The organism is Thermococcus piezophilus (assembly GCF_001647085.1).
GTDB lineage: Archaea > Methanobacteriota_B > Thermococci > Thermococcales > Thermococcaceae > Thermococcus > Thermococcus piezophilus.
Genome location: NZ_CP015520.1, coordinates 1,668,956 through 1,687,390, shown reverse-complemented (window position 1 = coordinate 1,687,390; position 18,435 = coordinate 1,668,956). Strand labels below are relative to the sequence as shown.

The window sequence follows — 18,435 nt, the reverse complement described above, 5'->3', positions numbered from 1 at the left end:
TTCCTTCAGCGGTTCCTGGCTGAACCTTAACAGAAGCGTTATCAGTCTGGCAAAGATGAAAAGATAAAAGCTCACCTCAAAATCCCGAGGCTCTGGTTCGTCTTCCTTATGCTCTCCCACTTGTCGGCCAGCTCGAACATGGCCCTTATCGCGTCGATGTTCTCGGGCACTACATCGCTTTCCTGGTGGACAGCCTGTATGTAGAAGAGCCTGTTTCCGCGGACGCTTATGCTATCTTTCCAGACGGCTATCTCGTAGAGGTTGTTCCACTCCCTGTGTAGGTCGCGGGCGAACTCTATGAGCTGCGCGGTGCTCTCAAAGCCCCTCTCCTTCTCGAAGAGCAGAACGCGCGTGGTGTTCTCGAAGATGTCTATGACGTCCTTTGCTTCCAGCGGCTTTTTCAGCTCGACCATTATCGAGTGGACGTGCATTATCGTCGTCGGAACGACAAAAGCAGAGGTCTCGATGTTTATCGGGATGACCGTCTGCACATCTGGCCCGTGGTGCGATGGGACGGTTACGCTGGGCTTTATAGCGTTAATTGGCCCCCTTTTGATGTCGTTCGGATCAGCCGCCCTTCTAATCATCACCGCGTAGACATAGTCGATGTACTCCTGAATGGCCGAGAGGGTCCTGGTTAGGCCCGTGGTGTTACAAGAAACGACCCTGACGTAGTCCTTGCCGAGGGCCGCCTGGTAGTTGGCCTGGGCGACGAAGGAAACCTGGGCAACGCTGGCCTTCTCGCCGCCCTGGAAGATGGCCTTAACTCCTGCCTTCTCGTAAAGAACTTTGTTCTTGGCCCCCATTCCTCCGGGGGTTGCATCTACGATAACGTCAACCTTTTCGAGCAGGTCTGTGAGCGTTCCAGCGACTTCGAAGCCCGCTTTTTCAAACCTCGGAAGGAACTCCTCGCTCGCGGCATAAACCGGAATACCAAGCTCCTTTGCCCTGTGGACCTCAAAGTCGAGCTTTGTTTTCGTTACACCGATGAGCTCCATGTCGTCCTGCTTCATCACGGCATAAGCGACGCGCTTTCCTATGGTTCCGTAGCCGTTAATTCCCACCTTAACCTTCATGCCACCACCAACCATTTTATACCTATGAAATACTTAAGCGTTGCTTTCACTCCTGGTGAAAAACAACGTCGAGAAAGAAATTTTTGACATATAAATGGAAAACTCCCCCCGCTGGGATTATAAGGGGGACTTCAAAATATCCAGCGGTGGTGGCATGTTCGCAGAAATCCTGACCATAGGAGACGAGCTCCTCACCGGAAACACCGTGGACAGTAACTCGGCTTTCATAGCCCGGAAGCTCACCCAGAGGGGCTACTGGGTGAGAAGGAAGACCACCGTTGGCGATGACGTCGAGGAGATAAAGAAGGTTATCCGTGAGATCCTAGATAGGAAACCAGAGGTTCTCATCATCTCTGGAGGTCTGGGACCGACCCACGACGACGTGACTATGCTTGCCGTTGCCGAGGCCCTCGGGAAGAATCTAACCCTTTGTGAGCCCTGCCTTGAAAGGATTAAGGCCTTCTACGAGCACCTTTATAAGGAAGGCTACATCGACGACCCCGAGCTAAACGAGGGAAGGAAAAAGATGGCCTACCTTCCGGAAGGGGCCGTTCCTCTGGAGAACACCGAGGGAGCCGCACCTGGGGCGTTCACAGAGCACGGGGGCGTTAAGATTTTCGTCCTCCCGGGAATGCCGCGTGAGATGAAGGCAATGCTCGAGAGGGAAGTCCTCCCAAGGCTCGGTGAGAGGAAGTTTATCCAGAGGAAGCTCCTGGCAGAGATAACCGACGAGTCGAAGCTTGCTCCGATTCTGACTGAGGCAGTAGAGCGCTTCAAGGTAAGAATACACTCCTCGCCCAAGGGCTTTGGCAAATACATCGGGGTAATAATCTTCGGCGAGGGCGGGGAGGAGATAGAGAAGGCCAAGGCCTTCATGGAGGAAAGGGGCATTCACTTTGAAGAGGGCTGGTAGCGAAAGTGTGATAAGGATAAACGGGCAATTCCATCGGGTTCAAATCTAGCCGAAGAGGAATCAACCACTGTCGTGGTGTGAGCCATGCTTCCCCCAGAAATTCACTCCATCCTCGAAGAGATGCGCGCAGAGCGCATAAGGGGCGCGAGCTATCTGGCTAGGAGAGGTGCGGAAGCATACATAAAGCTCGCTGAGCTTTTAAGCGGCGAAGAGCTCAGAAAAGCGCTCGAAGAGATGAGGGAAGAAATTCCAGTGGTGAACAGGACGATGGTCTCGCTTTACAACCTCAGCAGGTTCATTCCAATCACGGATAATTCTGGGCTCGTTAGGGCCAAGGCCGAGGAGTTCATAAAGCTGAGCGAGGAAGCCAAAAGGGAGATCGGCAACATAGGCAGCGAGCTGATAGATGAGAATGAGGTAATCCTAACCCACTCCTTCTCCTCCGCCGTGCTAGAGATTTTCAAGGCTGCTAAGAAAAAGGGCAAGCGCTTCAGGGTCATCCTGACGGAAAGCGCGCCCGACTACGAGGGGCTGGCGCTGGCGAGAGAATTGGAAAGCCTAGGGATTCCCTTCGAGATCATCACCGATGCCCAGATCGGCATCTTTGCGGGAAAGGCAACCTTAGCTTTAGTCGGGGCCGACAACGTGACTAGGGATGGGGCTGTAATCAACAAGGCTGGCACGTACCTCCTTGCCCTAGCCTGTCATGACAATGGCGTTCCGTTCTACATCGCGGCCGAGAGCTTCAAGCTACATCCAGAACTGACCTCCGATGAGGTAGAAATCGTTGAAAGGAAGTTCAAGAGGAATCACCTTCTGATTCGAGGCTACCTCTTTGACATCACGCCCTGGAAATACGTTAGGGGGATAGTAACTGAACTCGGAATTCTGGTGCCTCCGAAGGAGATTTGAAGTCCTCTTTTCTTGTCATCTTCAAAATCTAGAAAGAACAGAAGGAAAGAAAAGAAATCAAATTTCGTGGGCCAGCCAGAGAAGGACGCCCTTGACGAACGGCCAGTTGCTGTCTATGTACTTGCCGTAGTAGGAGTCACTAATGGCCTTGCTCGAGCCATAGGCAACTATTCTACCGTTTCCGGCTTCTACGGCAGCCGCGACTATCGGATTTGTGCCCTTGCCCCTAACCACGTTTCCATTGGCATCGACGGAGTATGAGGTGTCGTATGCCTTGATCAACCATGTAACTTCGCCGCTGATGGTAAGGGTCTGACCGTTGTAGTAGGTCTTCCAGGCTTCAGGAACGAACTTCATCGCCGGATGGGCGGTGTTGTAGATTCCAACGAACGGATAGTACGGCCTTCCGCTGTTCACATCATCGTCCATAAGCTCATCAGCGTTGAACTTGATGCCATACTTCTCGACCACGGCATTGAGGCTCTCGACATTGGAGTACTTGTACCAGTCTCCAGCTATAAAGAGCCCACCACCGTTTTCGACGTACTCCTGAAGTGCCGCCACCTCGTTTGGAGTTAGGTCTTCCTTCGGGTTGAGGATTATCACAACGTCGTACTCCTTAAGCAGGTCGTAGGTGAGCGGTAGCTTGTTGATCTCTACCTCCCAGCCTAGATCGCTCTTGACCTTCTCGGCGAGCCCGTTAACGCCGACTTCCTCAACGTAGTACTGGCTGTGAGAGGCGTCGATTAGCACCTTGGTGATGGTGATGGTTATGTTACTTGGCTGGGTCATGTTGGTCTCGTTTCCGGGTGTTGGAGTGGGTGGCTGGTATGTTGCTTCAACTTTCTCAAGAACATCCTGGAGGTGCGGCAGGACGAACTCTATCTCCCGCATAACTTCTCTGCTCATGAGTGCTGCCTTCCTGATGTGCACCATAACAGGATAGTAGTAGGATGCCCTGTATGGATTCTGCTGGACAAGCAGGCCCTTGAGGCTGTTATAGATGCTGTATTCCCTCTGTATCTCTGCCATTGTTTCGTTAATCCACTGAATCGTAGGCTTAAGATCTCCGAAATCGACACCGTACTGTCTGAGCTTGTTAACGGTGTAGGTGAAGTTCTCGTAGAGTTCTGTGAGGTTGCTCGTCTCTTTGGTGTAGAGCCTCTCGTAGTAAGGAGTGAGACCGTAGGCAACGACGTTGGGGTTCGGAACCACCTTGTACTCGTATATCCTCTCGTCGATGAGGCCCCAGTTGGTGGTAATGACCTGTATGTCTATCGACAGTGCCCCCAGCTCGGTTGGGACGTAGGAGAGCTCGTAGATGGCGCTTCCATTGACCGCTATCCTCTGAGTGGCGTTTTCAACCTTCACTCCGTTGGCGTAGAGGACAACCGTGACGTTGTCGGCGACCTTGCCGTTGTTAATGACAGTAACCTTGAAGTTCATTGGGACGCCTTTGATAGCATACTCGGACTTGTCGACATCAGAAATGCCTATCAAGGGAATGTAACGCTCGTAATCGAGTGGGTAGACCTCCATGACGTTGTACTTGTAGCCGATACCCTCGATGTACTTCAGTATCTTGCCCTCCGTGACGTCCATAATTCCGTAGTAATCGTAGAGGGCGAGGCTTCCGGTGTCGTCGGCTATGGTGATCAGCTTTCCATCGACCTCGGTAACTCTGACCCACTCCAGCCTAACGAGCATGCTCTGGTAGGAATCGTTGATTTCCCCTGCCTTGAGAACCACGGGCTCTGGAAGCTCAGCCTTTCCAACCACTTTGTAGCTCGGGTTGGATATCTCGTAGAGACCTTTCCACACATCGGTAGTTCCGTTCACCTGGACGACGTCACCAACCTGCACTGAGGGGGTACTCCCGGTGTAAACGTAGATGCCGCTGTTGGGCTCGGTGCCGTTCTGAATGAAGAAGCCGTTGTACTTGGTGCCTATGACTATTCCGCTGGTGACGACCTGCTTGCCGGCCTCCCAGTTCTCTCTTATCTCCTTGATGGGCTGGTACTGCGGGCCCTCAGGGACGTAGTAGACGACCTCTAGGTAGGGATAGTTTCCGTACGAGCTCTCCTTGGAGTTGTAGCCTATGCTCTCGGTAATTTCACCCTCAACATCCGATATGAGAACGAAGCTGACGACCTTGTCTCCGGAGAGCTCGGCCTTGACGAAGTCCGTCACGTTCCAGACGGACCAGTGCTTTACAGGATTCGTTTTTTTGTTTGAATTGGGAACCATGTCCTTGTCAAGTAAATCTCCAATCTCCGGCCTGTTGTTCCAAGTTATGGAGTCCTCGGTCCAGGAATCGTTGGAAACCGAGTAGGCACTGATGGTGACGTCCTGCGAGTAGGCGCCATAGTAAGTGTAAGCGTGGAGCGTGGCACTGATGATGACCGCGTTGTCCGGAATGCTGGAGAGGTCGAATTTGAGGTAAGCCCTCTCGTTCGCGTTGTCCTTGTAATAAGTCCCGACGTAGAGGCTGCCATCGGAGCCGTAGTTTGTATCGGGCGTAGTGTCTTTGACGTACGCGTCGTCGGTGGGGTTTATTTGAACGGTTGTTGTTGCCGCCGAAACCGCGTGAAACGCGACGCTCGGCACTAGGCTCAACACTACCAGAGCAATTAAAGCGAGTCCCCATCGTTTCATGTGAACCACCTAATCAGAAACGGCGTTCATGTATAAATAAGTTTTTCCATAACTTACTCCGACAATTTATCACTCACCGTGTTCAGAAATTCCGAAATTAATAAAACTTGGTCACACAATACCCACCTCGGTGATCCTATGCCAATAACGACCAAAACCGGTGATAAGGGTTTAACAGGCCTCTTTACAGGCGACAGAATTGCGAAGTACTCGCCCATAATGGAAGCTAACGGCACCATAGACGAGCTGAGCAGCTTCCTGGGCGAGGCCAAACACTACGTGCCCAAAGAGATGGCGGAGGTACTAGAAAAAATCCAGGTCGAGCTTTACTCGCTCATGGCTGAGATAGCCAGTAAGGGCAAGTACAAAAAGGTCGGGGAAGGGGAAGTCAAGTGGATGGAAGAGCTCATACAGAGGTACGAAGAGGAGATTCAGCTGAAGGCTTTCGTCCTGCCGGGCTCCACCATCGCCAGCGCCAAGCTCGATGTGTGCAGGGCAGTTGCAAGGAGGTCCGAGAGGGCCGTTGCACGGCTCGTTCTTGATTACGGCTTTGGAAGCAGTGCCCTCATCTACCTTAATAGGCTCAGCGACCTGTTATTCATAATGGCACGGGCAATAGAAAAGAGGGAGAAAAAGATAAAAGAGGTCAAGTAGCTCTCTCCGCTTCAGCTCTCTCCATATTTTTGCTCCCTGAGTAGGGTCTCCCTATGCTTGATGTAGTAGTGGAGTATCACGGCCCCCATCATAATCCAAAGGACGGCGCTTATCTGCCAGACAGGGAGGCGGTCCATCAGAGTCCCCACAACCACAAGGCCGAGAGGCGCGGATAGGTTTATGAGCAGGGCAAGGGCGGAGAAAACCCTACTGCGGAGTTCTGTGGGAATAGCACGCTGTATCTTGGCGTTGAGGGGAACGTTAATCAGCGCGTTGCTAAAGCCCCACAGTATGGACACTCCGGCGAGGATAAAGAATGCAACCGTCGTGGCAAGCTCTGCATAAGGCGAGACCACCCATATGAAGACTAACATCATGGCACCGTTGAATGCAAGCGCCTTGAAGAACAGCCTGCCCGGCCTCTTCAGCTTCACTGCTATGAGGAGGTTGCCGAGGAGCATGCCGCCCATGAAGGCGCTTTCGAGCAGTCCAAACTGCTGGCTGGAAAACTTAAGGATCTCCCTGAAGGAGTAGGGCATTATAACCGCGCCGAAGGGCTGACCGAGGGCATTCATGAAGAGGGCAAAGAACATGAGAACCATGAGGTAGTGGCTGGAGCGCAGGAACGCTATTCCCTCCTTTATGTCCTCGATGACTTGTCTGGCGCTCTCAAGCTCCCTCGTCTTCCACTCGTAGTGTATTAGAGCTTCAAACAGGCCGGAGCCAAAGAAACTCATCGCGTTTATGAGCAGGGCGAGCTTTATCCCCCCAAAGGCGTAGATGAGGCCACCCAAGGCTGGACCGACGAGCCTCGCTATTATTGAGAACGAACTCACCGTGGAGTTTGCCTTCTCCAGCTCTTCAGGCTCAACTAGGTCCGGAAACATCGCGCTCGTGGCGGCTCCGAAGAACGTTCCCATGGCCGCCATGACGACCTGAATTGTGAGTAGCTGGTAGATGCCGAGGAAGTTGAACGCTATGACCGCGAAGAGGAGAACTCCCCTCGCGAGGTCAAAGCCCACCATAAGCTTTTTCCTGTTGTAGCGATCACCTATTACACCCGCGAACGGCATTATAATGAGAGAGGGGATGATGTCCGCTAAAACGAAGAGTGTCATCATGCCACCACTATGGGTCTGGTCAAGGACGTAAAGCGGCAAAGCGACTTCCTGCACCGCCCAGCCGAGCTGCGAGATGAAGCGGCCGACCGCGAAGAGCCAGAAGTTTCTGTTGAGGCTCATTCCCTACCCTCCGTATTACACCATTTCTGTAATTAAGTAAGTAGAGAATTAGACTTTTAAATAAGCTCAACCCTCACATCACCGTTGACGGTGCTTACTTTAACCTCATAAGTTCCGGCCCCAATAACGGGGTCGTTGGAGTCTATTCCAGCAATTTCAACGTCGCCGTTGACTTTAGTGACCTTTATGCGCGCGTCGCAGAAGTCAGTGATACGAACCACCACGTCCCCGTTCACGCTCTTTACCTCTATGTCGTCCTCCAGCTCCTCAATCTCAAGCACAATATCCCCGTTCATCGTCGTCGCCTTCAGCGGGCCGGCTGTGGGGAGGCTCGCCTTCGCCTCGCCGTTGACCGTCTTTATAAGCTCCGCCTCGCAGTTCTCCAGCTCAAGCTCACCGTTAACGGTTATGGCTTCGGTGAAGCGGACGTTCTTTGCGTGAAGCTCCCCGTTGACGTTCTTAGCCTTCACAACGACTTTCCTCGGAACTTTCAGCTCAATCTCCGCCCAACCGTCTGAAGACTTCTGGAAGATGCCAAGGACTTTTTTCGTCCGGGGCTTTTCTTTGATGACAAGCTTATCCCCTTCCTGCTCTACTTCAACATCTACCTCACCGTGTAGAGTATAATCGACTTCCACGTAGTCGTTGTCCCAGCCCTCGATATTGATACGGCCGTTCACGGACTTTATCTGAACTTCCCTCACGTTTTCAAACATCATCCCAACCATCCTCCTCATGCAGTCCGATGGTAACGTTGTCCATCTCCGAGGTTATGGTGACTTTGTACTTCCCTGTGCCGATAATGGGATCCAGTGGACCAACCCCCTCGAACCATACCCTTTCCTTTCTCCGGGATGCAACGTTAATCCTGGCGTCGCAGGTGTCAGGAAGATACAGCCTGAGGGCACCTATGACGACATTCGCGCGGACGTTTCCCTCGAGTTCCGTAATCCTGAGTTCCGCATCCCTCCTCGCAATGTTGATGCTCATAGAGCCCACCACTGAAAGCAAAGCCTTGAGCGTTGATTGGGCCAGTGTTAGAGTTTTAGCCGTGCAATTCTTTAGGATAAGGGTTCCCCCACCACACACCACGTTCTCGAAGTTCACTTCTGAGGCCTCGCTATCTCCCCTAAAACCCTGGAGATGAACCCGCGTATCTCCAGGCCCCCTGATTTCCAGCTCGGCCCTGCCATCATCAAGCTTCCTGAGGAAGTTGAAGGCTTTTCTTCTAACTCCTCCCACTATTTTGAGCTTTTCTCCCTTTTGAACAGCTTTGACAGTAGCTTTTCCCTCTGAACTGTGGTTCAACTCCACGTAATCCTCTTCCCACCATTCAAGCTTGATGTGTCCCTTGGTTATGTCTATCTCAACTTCTCGTACCCCTTCGAACCTCACAGACATCCCTCCAGCGAACAAGGAATAAAATCAAAAAGCGGCCTTTCGTGGCCGTTTTTCTTTTCGCGTTCCTCAGGTGTATTTACCTCCACTATCACGGCAACTGTTTCCATTCCTTTCACCCTAAGTACTCCATTAGCTTGTCCAGGAGCTCCTTCACGCGCCTGTTTAGTCTGGCCCGGTCTATGCCAAGGCCCTCTATTAGCTCCGCGCTCTGTTCCTCCACGATTTCCTTGGCCTTCCCCATGACGAGCCTGTAGGCATCTTTGTTCTCTACCGTGTAGCTCTTCCCACCGGCCCTTATGCGGACCTTTCCTTCCTTGGCCGAGATCACCACCTCCTCGATGCGTATCTTTGCCCTTCCCCTGCCCACCGTTATCAAAACCTCTCCGGAGCGGAGTGAGACGTGGTCTCTCCCAAGGGATAGGCTCTCGCTTCCGCTCTTATAGAGAACCTTCTCGCCGTCAACCTCTATCGAGTATTCGTCCGTCTGAATCCTCAGCCTGTCGCCAACCTTGGTGAGCTGGAAGCCGTTGGCAAGCTCCCTGATGGTGAGCATCTCGCTTGACGGTCTCTCAGGGTGCCCCTCACGGAACCTCATGGGGCCTATCTTGACATCGTGGCCGCTTGGGGTCTCTATGACCTCGATGAACGGAAGCTTAACATATTCATAACCCTCTCCCCCATAGACTTTGATGAAGCCAAGGTCAACCACCGTGTCCCTCCTGCCCCTCTTGTAGAGCCTGTCCGGGTTTATCAATTCGTTTACCCTTTCCACGAAGGAGGAATCGGGGGAGGTCTTCTTTCCGGTTATGTTCTCAGATGTCCAGACGGCAACTGGGGAAATCAACTTCTTCCTTACAGTCCCAAGTGGGGTTTCTGCCTCGACTGTGAATTCCCCATCCAGAACCCAGCCAACCTTTTTTCTGCCAAATCTAATGGGATACGCTTTACCGCTTCCCCTGAGCTTCACGTCGCTGAAGTCTGAACCGTTGAACTCGTAGGCGCTTTTCTCGACCTTTATATCGAGCCTCTTCTCGTCAAACTTAGCCATCAGCAGACCCGTGATGGTCAACACAACTGCGTATGCGAAGGCCGTTCCAGCATATCCGCTAAGGGCCTTCAACATGCCGAGCCACTTCCCGAAGAACAGGAAGACGCTTGTCCAGAAGGCACCTTTTGCCAGCGCAAAGATTATTCCGCTCAGCGTTACGCCGAACCACTTCCCCACGCTCAGCAGCTCGAAGGCAAATATCAAACCTATTATCGCATAGACCATGTAGTCGTTGTACTCCTCAAGCCTCAATAGCCCCTTGAACAGCCAGAGAAGCAGCAAAACGGCTGTAAAACCCTTCAGATACTCAGAGATCTTAAACCTTGGACTCTCGTGTACCACCACACGGTACTTCCACTCAAAACTCATTCTTCCACCTCCTCAAGGGCAGTAATTATCTCTAGCAAACGCAAAAACAAACGACCGTCGGGCGATATCTCGTACTTGTCACCTTTCCTGACCATCCTCGTTTTGACGAGAAGCTTGAGATGGTGTGAAACGGTGGGGCTTTCCACACCCAGCGCTTCCTTTATCTCCTTGAAGCCCATTGGCCTCTCGGAGAGCATCTTGAGGATTCTAATCCTATCAGGGTTTGCCAAAGCCTTCAGCGTCCTCGCTGCCTTCTCTTCGTCAAGCTCTGGAAGGCTCTCGAGCTTCTTCCTGAGCCGGGCCTTTATCGAGAGCATCACCTCGTCCACGGGGTCAATGCTCTCTTCAAGCACCTCCAGCCTCTTTTTCAGCTCCTCGAGCTGAACCTTTAGATCCTCCATGCTACCACCAGGTACAGACTTTTGTAGTACAATTTTCTGTACTTAACTTGGGCAGTAGGTATATAAAAGTTTATCGGTCTGTGATGCCAAAAACGTTTTAACGCTCAAATCTAAATCGTCCCCATGAACATCGTCCAGATGCTCGCGCTCATCGCTTTAGGTTACATCCTCAAGCTGATGATTAAAGACGACAAGCCCTTTGATTACCTCCGCATTCTGGTAAACGACTTCCTCTTGGCCTTTTTCATCTTCGGCAACGTCGCGAGCAAGGATTTGGTATACCTCCTCAGCATCAAGACCGTCTTCCTCTACGTTTTCCTGGTAATCGCCCTCAGCCTTGGTCTCTCCTATGCCTATGGGAGGGTTTTCCTTAAGGACAAGAAGTGGGCTGGCGCCCTGATGGTCCTATCGGTTTATCCGAACACCGCCGCCCTGGGCTTTCCTATAGCGAGCCTCTTCCTTGATGACATAACGCCGGCCATACTATACTCGACCACCAACTCGATGATAGCGCTTCCCATAGTCACGTTCATAGCCGCCCACTACTCCAGCGGTGGGGTATCGATAAAGAGAAGCTTCATAAAGGTCCTCAAGTTCCCACCGACCATCGCTAACCTCATCGCTTTGGCCATCGTTATCGCGGGAATAAAGCTTCCTCCCTCCCTCCTTGACCCGATAAGGACCATTGGATGGTGGAGCATCCCTCTGCTTGTCATATACTTTGGCTCCCGCATAAGCTTCAGCAGGTTCCAGGCCAAAAAGCTTCTCGAGGTCGGGGCGTTCAGGATAGCGGTGCCATTCCTCTTCGTGTTCCTCACCCTGCGCTTTGCGAACCAGGACATCTTATACTCCGTCCTCGTTGAGGCTTCGATGCCTCCGGCCATAGCGGCCAACGCGATTTTGGCCCAGTACAAACTAAAGGCTGAGGAGGCAATAAGCGTTACATTCGTGCTGACGCTGGCGGTTATTGGCCTGTTCATGGTGCTCAAAATCCTTGGAGTCTGATTCGACCTTCCGAGTAGGTTTTAAGCAGACGGAGGAATATTCTGCGGTGGTTATCATGGAGCGCGTGGTCGAGGTACTCAAAGAGATTCTGGAGATACCCTCCCCGACCGGCTACACCGTTGAGGTCATTAAGCACATCGAGAATCTCCTGCGTGAGAACGGAGTAAATACTTACTACACCAACAAAGGGGCCTTGATAGCGGGCAACCATCCAGAACCGGAGCTCGTGATAGCGGCTCACGTGGACACTCCCGGAGCGATGGTGAAGGGAATCCTTCCGGATGGACATCTCTCATTCACAAGAATCGGCGGTCTTCTTCTGCCCACATTCGAGGGTGAGTACTGCACCATAATAACCCGCTCGGGCAAGCGCTATCGCGGAACGCTCCTCCTCAAGAACCCAAGCGTCCACGTGAACAGAGATGCCGGAAAGAAGGAGCGCAAGGAGGAGAACATGTACATAAGGTTGATGCAGAGGTCGAGAAGAGAGAAGACACCGAAAAGCTCGGCATAGGGCCAGGCGATTTCATAGCCTTTGATGCAAAGTTTGAGTACGTGAACGGCTTCGTCAAGGCCTACTTCCTTGACGACAAAGCGAGCGTGGCCGTGATGATAGACTTAATCCTTGACTTGGGAGCCGAAGCCCTTGAGAAGCTTCCGGTAGCGTTCTTCTTCTCGCCCTACGAGGAGGCCGGCCACGGCGGTTCGACTGGCTATCCACCAACGATAAAGGAGCTGCTCGTTGTGGACATGGGCATCGTCGGCGATTGCGTCGCTGGCAAAGAGACGGCCGTTTCAATAGCGGCCAAAGATTCAAGCGACCCCTACGACTACGGAATGACGACAAAGCTGATAGAACTGGCGGAGAAGCACGACATCCCCCCGTCATCGATGTTTTCTCATACTACGGCTCCGATGGTTCAGCCGCTCTAAGGGCCGGCTGGGATTTTAGGGTTGCGCTCATTGACCCAGGCGTCCATGCCAGTCACGGCATGGAGCGCACTCACGTCAAGGGGCTTAATGCGACGAAAGAGTTGATCAGAGCGTATATCGAGGAGAAGTTCGGGGTTTGAACATCTTCTTTATCCTTCTGAAAGCTGACCCATAGAACTTACTATCAGACTCCTTCTCGCGAGAAGCTACTCATTACATCGCCATCAAAAGAGAAAATTGAGAGGAAGCCTCACTCTAACTTAGCCCCACACACCGGGCAGAACTAGCACCTGGCATAGACATCTACGAAAAGGAATTCTACGGCGACTGAGTTTTATTTTCTCCTTTGAGCTCTTTTATCAGCCCAACCAGCTCCCAGAGGTCGCTTACGTAGTAGTCGGCACCTTCCACCTTTCCGAAGCGGGTGACGTTGACGGCCTTCATTCCTGCACGGTGGGCAGCCAAAACGTCATGAGTGCTGTCACCGACCACTATGGCCTCTTCCGGCTTGAGGCCCAGCGCCTTGAGGGCCTTCTCCACGAGGTAGGGATTGGGCTTAACTCCATCCAGATTGGAGTAGTCCTTGCCGTAAACAACATCGAAGTACTTCCTCAGGCCGAAGAGGTCAAGGACAAACTCTGTGCACTCCTGCGAGGCGTTGCTCACCGCGGCGAGCTTCAGGCCCATCTCCTTCAGCTCTCCCAGAGCATCAACGTCAGGGAAAGGCTTTATTCTTCCCATCTCCGCCATTTTCCTGCGGTATTCCAGGTTCACCTCGTCCACGAGCTTCCAGAACTCGACGTAATCGATCCCAAAGCGCTCGACGTAGCTTCTCGGCAACTCGCCTGTTACGGTCTTTTTGTAAGTCTCATAATCCAGTTCGATGTTATGCTTTCTTAAAGCGGGCATCACCCAGTTCTCGTACCATTCGCGGTGATCGTAGCCATCATAGTAGACGAGGGTCTCATCCACGTCGAAGATTAAACCCTTAAGCATGCCTCAGCCTCCTGGACTGCTCATCACTTTACCGCGAAGCGCGGTTTCAGCCGGTTGATCCTTCTTCATCGGCGAAAGGAGTTAAGGAAAAAGGGGTTAAAAGCTTAGGGCTCAGAAGAGCTCCTCAATCTTAACGTCTATCTTATCGGGGTTGAACGGAAGGACATGCCTAGTGGTCTTCGGGGAGTAGACCTCACCGCGCTTGACGAGCTCCATGACCTCTTCCTTGCTCGGAGCCTTCCTAAGGAAGACATAGTCAATCTCGCCCTTTGCCATGTCCTCTCTAGCGTCTTCCTTGAGACCGTAGTAGATGAGCTCAATCTTACCCTCAACGCTCATCTCGTCGAGAACCTTGCTGACCTTCTTCTGCTCATCAATGCCGCCGGGGATGGCAAAGCGCTTCTCGCCGACGAGAGCGAATGCTATCTCGCCACTCTCGGCCTTCTCCTCGGCCTCTGGATCCTCGATGACTTCGAGACCCTCGGTCTTGAGCCTCTCAAGAACTCTTCGAGGCTGCCCTTGAAGGCAGGGTACCAGGTGTAGACCTTCACATCATCGCTGAAGTAGTCGAGGATGACCGACGGGGCGCGCTTGGCGCCGAGCTTCTGAAGGCCGGCCCAGCGGTGGTGGCCGTCAACGATGAGGTACATGTCCTCGCCCGGGACCTTCGCGAGGAGCATCGGCTTCCAGAAGAGGCCGGAGCCGGTGACGCTCTCGATGAATGCCTCGAGCTCCTTCTGGACGAGCTGCTCGTGTGGCTTCATCTTGTCGAGCTCGATAAAAACGTAATCAACCTTAACCGTCGGGATGTCATACTTCGGAACCTTTTCGACTCCCATTATCGCGACCTCCTTCAGCATTAGACCTGCAGACGAAAATCGAAGTAGAAGATAAAAAGGCTTTCCTTGTTTTACTGCCAGGTTAAATCGATGATTATGCATCTCACCTGGCTCTCACATGATGATTTTCCGGAACAACGGTTAAAACATTGAGTGATGATATAACCCTGATGAGGAACGTCGCTGATTTACCTCTCCACGGCGGCCACGTTCCGCCCTTGCTGGCCCAGAGGATGAGAAGGCTCACCCGCTTAGTCCTTCTTCTGGCTGTGGATGAGTACGGGACTAAAGGTCTCTTGGAGAGGCTATCCGACCCGATATGGTTTCAGGCCTTCAACAACGTCATCGGCATGGACTGGGACTCCTCTGGGAGTACGACGGTAACGGCAGGGATGATAAAGGACGCCCTCTGGAGGGAGGAACTCGGGGTTAAAGCGGCCGGCGGAAAGGGCAAGAAGAGCAGGGCAACGCCGGAGGAACTGAAAACCATAGCCAAGATTTACGACCTCGACCCGACTCCATACGTCAGAACGTCCAGGCTTGTGGCAAAGGCGACACAGTGGCCCTCCAGACGGGCTATCAGTTGTACCACCACGTCTTCTTCCTGGACGAAGAGGGCAACTGAGCAGTGATACATCAGGGTATGAACGAGAGGGAAAGGCTCGCGAGGCGTTTCCACTGGTTTGACGCAGAGGTTTTCACACTCGACCCCCACAAGGGGATTGCAGGTTTAAAGAGGGAGTTTGCGCTGAACACTGTCTCGAAAGAGGCCGGGGAATATCAGAAGACGCTCCTCGATATCATCAAGGAAAAGCCCGTGAAGATAGAGCGCGAGTTTGAGAGCCTCAAGGCCATAGCGAGGGGCTACCGACCGCTTGTCTACTACAAGCCGCGCGACGTCGATGAGGTCTCCCTTCTCAGGAGATACGAGAGCCTCGGAAGGTTGGAGCTTAACAAGAGAGCCCTTGAGTTTGCCCGCGAGCTAAGTGTGAATAACTACGAGAAGCTTCTCCTCCTGAAGGGTCTCGGCCCGAGCACGCTGAGGGCTCTATCGCTCGTTCTGGAGCTTGTTTACGATGTCTATCCACCGTGGAAGGATCCAGTAACTACCAAAATAAAAGGGACAATAAGGATGGAGGCATAATTCAAAAGGCATGGAGAAAAATAAGTGGAAGAAAAGGGGTACTATTGGGTTTGGTCCTTGGAATTGCCCTTACTCCTCTTGTAGATCCTATGGTAGCGTTCGTTTACACAAAAATAGGGATTTTTGAGGAACCACAGGTGTCAGTCAGTGTATGGTACAATGATCCTTGACGAAGGCTTACGGTGTCGGAACTCCGGTAAAGACACTTAACAACGTAACTGGAAAGAGAGTTACAGGGTATACACTGTCGTGATAGAGGATAAGAGTGATGTGGTGGAAGATTTCAAAGTTAGGATATACTTTCCGGGTTGTATAATCTCCCATTCAAAGGTTCCAACAGAGGGCACGGAATATGATGTCCTGTATCCATGGGCTACTGTAATAGTGGACGGATGGGAGAATTATCCAAACTGTTATGGGTTCATGCTCATTTCAGCAGATAGGCTGTCTAAGGATGATGCAATCATCATGAATGTCCTTGTGGACACAAATACTAGTGGGAAGATTATGGCGTTTTTGTCAGATAAGTATGTATATTCGGGAAGCTACACATGATATGCAGGGAATAAGTGGATTATTACCAATTCAAGGTTTAGGAAGACATTTAGTGGTTCAGTAAAGACAGAAAAAGGATACTCTGGGGGAGAGTGAGTATGAAAAGAAAGGTTAGCCAGAGCAGAAGTAAAGATGGATTCAGGTATCCCGTATTAAGGTTGCCCAGGCAGTTTGAATGGCTAATTGGGAGGGAGGTTGAGATTGAGTTAAGGGATGTTGATGGAAGGCGGGCCCTTGTCATTTACGTCGAGGATGAAAAGAACCCCGGAGTTGTACAATTTAGCGGAAATAACGAAAAATTATTACAATCCATTAGCGATTTTGAAGGTTTGAAAAGGTATGTAGAAGGATTGGGAAACGAGTACAGCTCTTAGAGGGATTAATCCTTGGGTGAAGCTCCCTAAAAGATTTCGGCTGTTATGGTGGGCCCGCGGGATTCGAACCCCGGACCTCCACCTTGTAAGGGTGGCGTCATAACCAGTCTAGACCACGGGCCCGCCCAGAGTAAAGAAAAAGGAGAAGGTTATAAAATTTTCGAAGCTACTTCTCAACTCCCCTCCTGGCCTTCACGGCCAGACCGCTCTGGAAGAGCTTGAGCTCCCTTCCGTTCAGCAGTGTCTGCCCGGTTGCCAGGAGCTCATCGTTTTTGTTCACAACCAGAACTTCGTCATAGGGCCTTATGTTCTCGTCAGCATCAATAACGAACTTCGCGAACACGTTCTTGCCTTTCCTCGCGAAGGGTTCGGCGTCCTCATCGACCACCACGCGCATCTTCGGGAACGGCAGGATTTCGTGGAGCCTCTTAGCACCTTCGATACCGAGCGTTAAAAGCCCATCCTCGGCCCTGAAGGTTGCAAGGTGCTTGCCCTTTGCCTTTATCTGCCTTGGCATCCCCGTCTTCCTCGACAGCTCGACGAAGGCGTCCTTAAAGGCCTCCCCAGCACCCTCTCCGAACTGGTACTCGGCTACAGCCATAACGTAGTTCCTGACCTCACTCTTCTTTGGCTTCTCTATTGTAAAGTCCTCCTCGCCCTCACTCTGAGCGAAGGGGTAGCTGAGGCTTAAATACTTGGGAATCTCCCCGAATATCGGATGGTTGATTGTTTCAGGGAACTTGGCCTTAACGCCCTCCGCCCTCGCTCTGGCCATCTGGACTATCGGCCAATTCAAGGATTCTCCGCTCACCTTGAAGAAGGCGCTCGCCTTGGTTATCGGCTCGTTCTGCTCCAAGTAATCTTGGTATTTGAGCAGTCTCCTGTAGGCCGCGTAGAGCTTCGGGTGTGAGCGCGCCCTCTCGTCAACTAACCTCCAGAGTTCGCCCTCCTTGATGGCCTGCTTCACGCGATTGAGCTCCTCCCGGATTACCCAGAGATTGTGCAAAGCCAGAAGCCTCGTGCGCTCTTCCTTCGGCATCTCGCGGAGCTCCTGAGGGGTGTAGCGGGAACAGACGGGGCATGAGCACGGGAAGTACTCAAGCTCGCTCAGGTGCTTTGTCCCCTCAGGCGTTAGATATCGGTCGTCCTTGGCGTAGAGGGCGTAGCTGGCAGAGTCGAAGAGGTCTATCCCCATCGCCACAGCTAAGGCGAATATCATCGGGTGGCCAGCGCCGAAGATGTGGACCGGCCTGTCGGGCCTCAGCCCCTGCTTGGAGGCTATGACAACATCAACCAGATCCCTGTAGCGGTAGCTCTCCATCAGCGGCACGACGGCGCCAATGGGATGAATCTCGAAGTTCATCTCGCTGAGCTTCTGGGCGGCATATGTCCTCAGGTCCGGATACGTTGAGCCCTGAACCGTTGCGTTCATCGCTATCCTCTTTATCTCCTCGGCCTCCTTAGCGCGCTCAAGGGTTATCATGAGGTCTTTCTCCGCCTTCTCCCTCGGAGCATCTGGCGGTGTGGGGATGTCAAGGAAAGTCCCGATGTCGACGCCAATCTTCTCCTGGAACTCGACTATTTCCCTGTTGGTAACGTCAACGCCGCCGTAGCGCATGAGCTGGAAGGAGCCGGAGTCGACCTCGATGATGCCGTCGTAGTCGAGGAGCCTGTGGATGCCAACCTCGAGGGCCCTCTCTCTCAGCTCCGGCGTATTATAAATTATGTAGGAGTTTGTGATTATTATGCCGAAGCCCATCCCCTTCAGTTCCTTCGGCGTCACTATGAGCTGCTTCGGGTTGATAACTGGCATTATGGCAGGCGTTTCTATCTTCTTCCCGTTAACTTCAAGCTTTCCAATCCTACCAGCGGCGTCTCTCGCCTTTACCTCAAACTTAAACTCGACCATCTCGCAACAC

15 protein-coding genes, 1 tRNA gene and 3 pseudogenes are annotated in these 18,435 nt (G+C 52.3%); 8 read left to right on the top strand and 11 right to left on the bottom strand.

Features of this window, described 5'->3' with window-relative positions; genetic code table 11:
• Positions 1-71: 71 nt before the first annotated feature.
• The gene (locus A7C91_RS09215) at positions 72-1,076 is read right to left on the bottom strand and encodes a phosphorylating glyceraldehyde-3-phosphate dehydrogenase (RefSeq protein WP_068666877.1); all 1,005 of its coding nucleotides are present in this window, start codon (positions 1,074-1,076) and stop codon (positions 72-74) included.
• Between the two features lie 154 nt (positions 1,077-1,230).
• On the opposite strand from A7C91_RS09215, the gene A7C91_RS09210 reads away from it, so the two are divergent.
• Together A7C91_RS09210 and A7C91_RS09205 are read left to right on the top strand one after the other, a co-directional pair.
• On the top strand, positions 1,231-1,989 hold the full coding sequence (locus tag A7C91_RS09210) for a molybdopterin-binding protein (protein WP_068666875.1): 759 nt from the start codon (positions 1,231-1,233) through the stop codon (positions 1,987-1,989).
• Between the two features lie 84 nt (positions 1,990-2,073).
• Entirely contained in the window at positions 2,074-2,901 is an 828-nt protein-coding gene (locus A7C91_RS09205; protein ID WP_068666873.1) for a translation initiation factor eIF-2B alpha/beta/delta subunit family protein, read from the top strand.
• Positions 2,902-2,958: 57 nt separating this feature from the next.
• Here the strand turns inward: A7C91_RS09205 and A7C91_RS09200 are convergent, their stop codons facing one another.
• Positions 2,959-5,556 carry a DUF4350 domain-containing protein gene (locus A7C91_RS09200; protein ID WP_068666871.1) on the bottom strand — a complete coding sequence of 866 codons (2,598 nt, stop codon included), beginning with the start codon at positions 5,554-5,556 and terminating at the stop codon, positions 2,959-2,961.
• Positions 5,557-5,694: 138 nt separating this feature from the next.
• Between A7C91_RS09200 and A7C91_RS09195 the strand changes: the two genes are divergently transcribed.
• The gene (locus tag A7C91_RS09195) at positions 5,695-6,210 is read left to right on the top strand and encodes a cob(I)yrinic acid a,c-diamide adenosyltransferase (RefSeq protein ID WP_068666868.1); all 516 of its coding nucleotides are present in this window, start codon (positions 5,695-5,697) and stop codon (positions 6,208-6,210) included.
• An 11-nt stretch (positions 6,211-6,221) separates the two neighbouring features.
• Here the strand turns inward: A7C91_RS09195 and A7C91_RS09190 are convergent, their stop codons facing one another.
• The 5 genes from A7C91_RS09190 to A7C91_RS09170 all read right to left on the bottom strand — a co-directional run bounded on the left by A7C91_RS09190 (position 6,222) and on the right by A7C91_RS09170 (position 10,670).
• The gene (locus A7C91_RS09190) at positions 6,222-7,451 is read right to left on the bottom strand and encodes an MFS transporter (RefSeq protein ID WP_068666866.1); all 1,230 of its coding nucleotides are present in this window, start codon (positions 7,449-7,451) and stop codon (positions 6,222-6,224) included.
• 56 nt (positions 7,452-7,507) lie between these two features.
• Positions 7,508-8,170: a DUF4097 family beta strand repeat-containing protein gene (locus tag A7C91_RS09185; protein ID WP_068666864.1), complete on the bottom strand. Its 663-nt coding sequence runs from the start codon at positions 8,168-8,170 to the stop codon at positions 7,508-7,510.
• Positions 8,160-8,846, bottom strand: a complete 687-nt coding sequence (locus A7C91_RS09180) for a hypothetical protein (RefSeq protein WP_068666862.1) — start codon at positions 8,844-8,846, stop codon at positions 8,160-8,162. The genes A7C91_RS09185 and A7C91_RS09180 overlap by 11 nt, the downstream gene beginning before the upstream one ends.
• A gap of 118 nt (positions 8,847-8,964) precedes the next feature.
• The gene (locus tag A7C91_RS09175; protein WP_068666860.1) at positions 8,965-10,269 is read right to left on the bottom strand and encodes a hypothetical protein; all 1,305 of its coding nucleotides are present in this window, start codon (positions 10,267-10,269) and stop codon (positions 8,965-8,967) included.
• Positions 10,266-10,670: an ArsR/SmtB family transcription factor gene (locus A7C91_RS09170; protein WP_068666858.1), complete on the bottom strand. Its 405-nt coding sequence runs from the start codon at positions 10,668-10,670 to the stop codon at positions 10,266-10,268. The genes A7C91_RS09175 and A7C91_RS09170 overlap by 4 nt, the downstream gene beginning before the upstream one ends.
• Before the next feature lie 123 nt (positions 10,671-10,793).
• Between A7C91_RS09170 and A7C91_RS09165 the strand changes: the two genes are divergently transcribed.
• On the top strand, positions 10,794-11,675 hold the full coding sequence (locus tag A7C91_RS09165) for an AEC family transporter (RefSeq protein WP_068666856.1): 882 nt from the start codon (positions 10,794-10,796) through the stop codon (positions 11,673-11,675).
• 55 nt (positions 11,676-11,730) lie between these two features.
• Positions 11,731-12,748, top strand: a pseudogene (locus A7C91_RS12545) (M42 family metallopeptidase).
• A gap of 178 nt (positions 12,749-12,926) precedes the next feature.
• Here the strand turns inward: A7C91_RS12545 and A7C91_RS09155 are convergent.
• Positions 12,927-13,604, bottom strand: coding sequence for an HAD family hydrolase (locus A7C91_RS09155; RefSeq protein ID WP_068666854.1), 678 nt, complete (start codon positions 13,602-13,604; stop codon positions 12,927-12,929).
• Between the two features lie 111 nt (positions 13,605-13,715).
• Positions 13,716-14,443: pseudogene (gene serK, locus A7C91_RS09150) on the bottom strand (L-serine kinase SerK).
• 170 nt (positions 14,444-14,613) lie between these two features.
• Between serK and A7C91_RS09145 the strand changes: the two are divergent.
• The 3 genes and pseudogenes from A7C91_RS09145 to A7C91_RS09135 all read left to right on the top strand — a co-directional run.
• A pseudogene (locus tag A7C91_RS09145) lies at positions 14,614-15,551 on the top strand (DUF763 domain-containing protein); the annotation flags it as partial.
• Positions 15,552-15,836: 285 nt separating this feature from the next.
• Positions 15,837-16,142: a hypothetical protein gene (locus A7C91_RS09140; protein ID WP_199920022.1), complete on the top strand. Its 306-nt coding sequence runs from the start codon at positions 15,837-15,839 to the stop codon at positions 16,140-16,142.
• 98 nt (positions 16,143-16,240) lie between these two features.
• Entirely contained in the window at positions 16,241-16,516 is a 276-nt protein-coding gene (locus A7C91_RS09135; RefSeq protein WP_068666850.1) for an LSm family protein, read from the top strand.
• 46 nt (positions 16,517-16,562) lie between these two features.
• On the opposite strand, the gene A7C91_RS09130 is transcribed toward A7C91_RS09135, so the two are convergent.
• A tRNA-Val gene (locus A7C91_RS09130) sits at positions 16,563-16,639 on the bottom strand.
• 43 nt (positions 16,640-16,682) lie between these two features.
• Positions 16,683-18,425, bottom strand: a complete 1,743-nt coding sequence (gene tgtA, locus A7C91_RS09125; protein ID WP_068666848.1) for a tRNA guanosine(15) transglycosylase TgtA — start codon at positions 18,423-18,425, stop codon at positions 16,683-16,685.
• Positions 18,426-18,435 lie beyond the last annotated feature (10 nt).

Bases quoted from the DNA above. Each gene is read 5' to 3' on its own strand.
- A7C91_RS09175 (WP_068666860.1), bottom strand. From the start codon at position 10,269: ATGAGTTTTGAGTGGAAGTACCGTGTGGTGGTACACGAGAGTCCAAGG.
- A7C91_RS09155 (WP_068666854.1), bottom strand. From the start codon at position 13,604: ATGCTTAAGGGTTTAATCTTCGACGTGGATGAGACCCTCGTCTACTAT.
- A7C91_RS09135 (WP_068666850.1), top strand. From the start codon at position 16,241: ATGAAAAGAAAGGTTAGCCAGAGCAGAAGTAAAGATGGATTCAGGTAT.
- A7C91_RS09195 (WP_068666868.1), top strand. From the start codon at position 5,695: ATGCCAATAACGACCAAAACCGGTGATAAGGGTTTAACAGGCCTCTTT.
- A7C91_RS09215 (WP_068666877.1), bottom strand. From the start codon at position 1,076: ATGAAGGTTAAGGTGGGAATTAACGGCTACGGAACCATAGGAAAGCGC.
- A7C91_RS09185 (WP_068666864.1), bottom strand. From the start codon at position 8,170: ATGATGTTTGAAAACGTGAGGGAAGTTCAGATAAAGTCCGTGAACGGC.
- A7C91_RS09190 (WP_068666866.1), bottom strand. From the start codon at position 7,451: ATGAGCCTCAACAGAAACTTCTGGCTCTTCGCGGTCGGCCGCTTCATC.
- A7C91_RS09200 (WP_068666871.1), bottom strand. From the start codon at position 5,556: ATGAAACGATGGGGACTCGCTTTAATTGCTCTGGTAGTGTTGAGCCTA.
- A7C91_RS09165 (WP_068666856.1), top strand. From the start codon at position 10,794: ATGAACATCGTCCAGATGCTCGCGCTCATCGCTTTAGGTTACATCCTC.
- A7C91_RS09205 (WP_068666873.1), top strand. From the start codon at position 2,074: ATGCTTCCCCCAGAAATTCACTCCATCCTCGAAGAGATGCGCGCAGAG.
- tgtA (WP_068666848.1), bottom strand. From the start codon at position 18,425: ATGGTCGAGTTTAAGTTTGAGGTAAAGGCGAGAGACGCCGCTGGTAGG.
- A7C91_RS09170 (WP_068666858.1), bottom strand. From the start codon at position 10,670: ATGGAGGATCTAAAGGTTCAGCTCGAGGAGCTGAAAAAGAGGCTGGAG.
- A7C91_RS09210 (WP_068666875.1), top strand. From the start codon at position 1,231: ATGTTCGCAGAAATCCTGACCATAGGAGACGAGCTCCTCACCGGAAAC.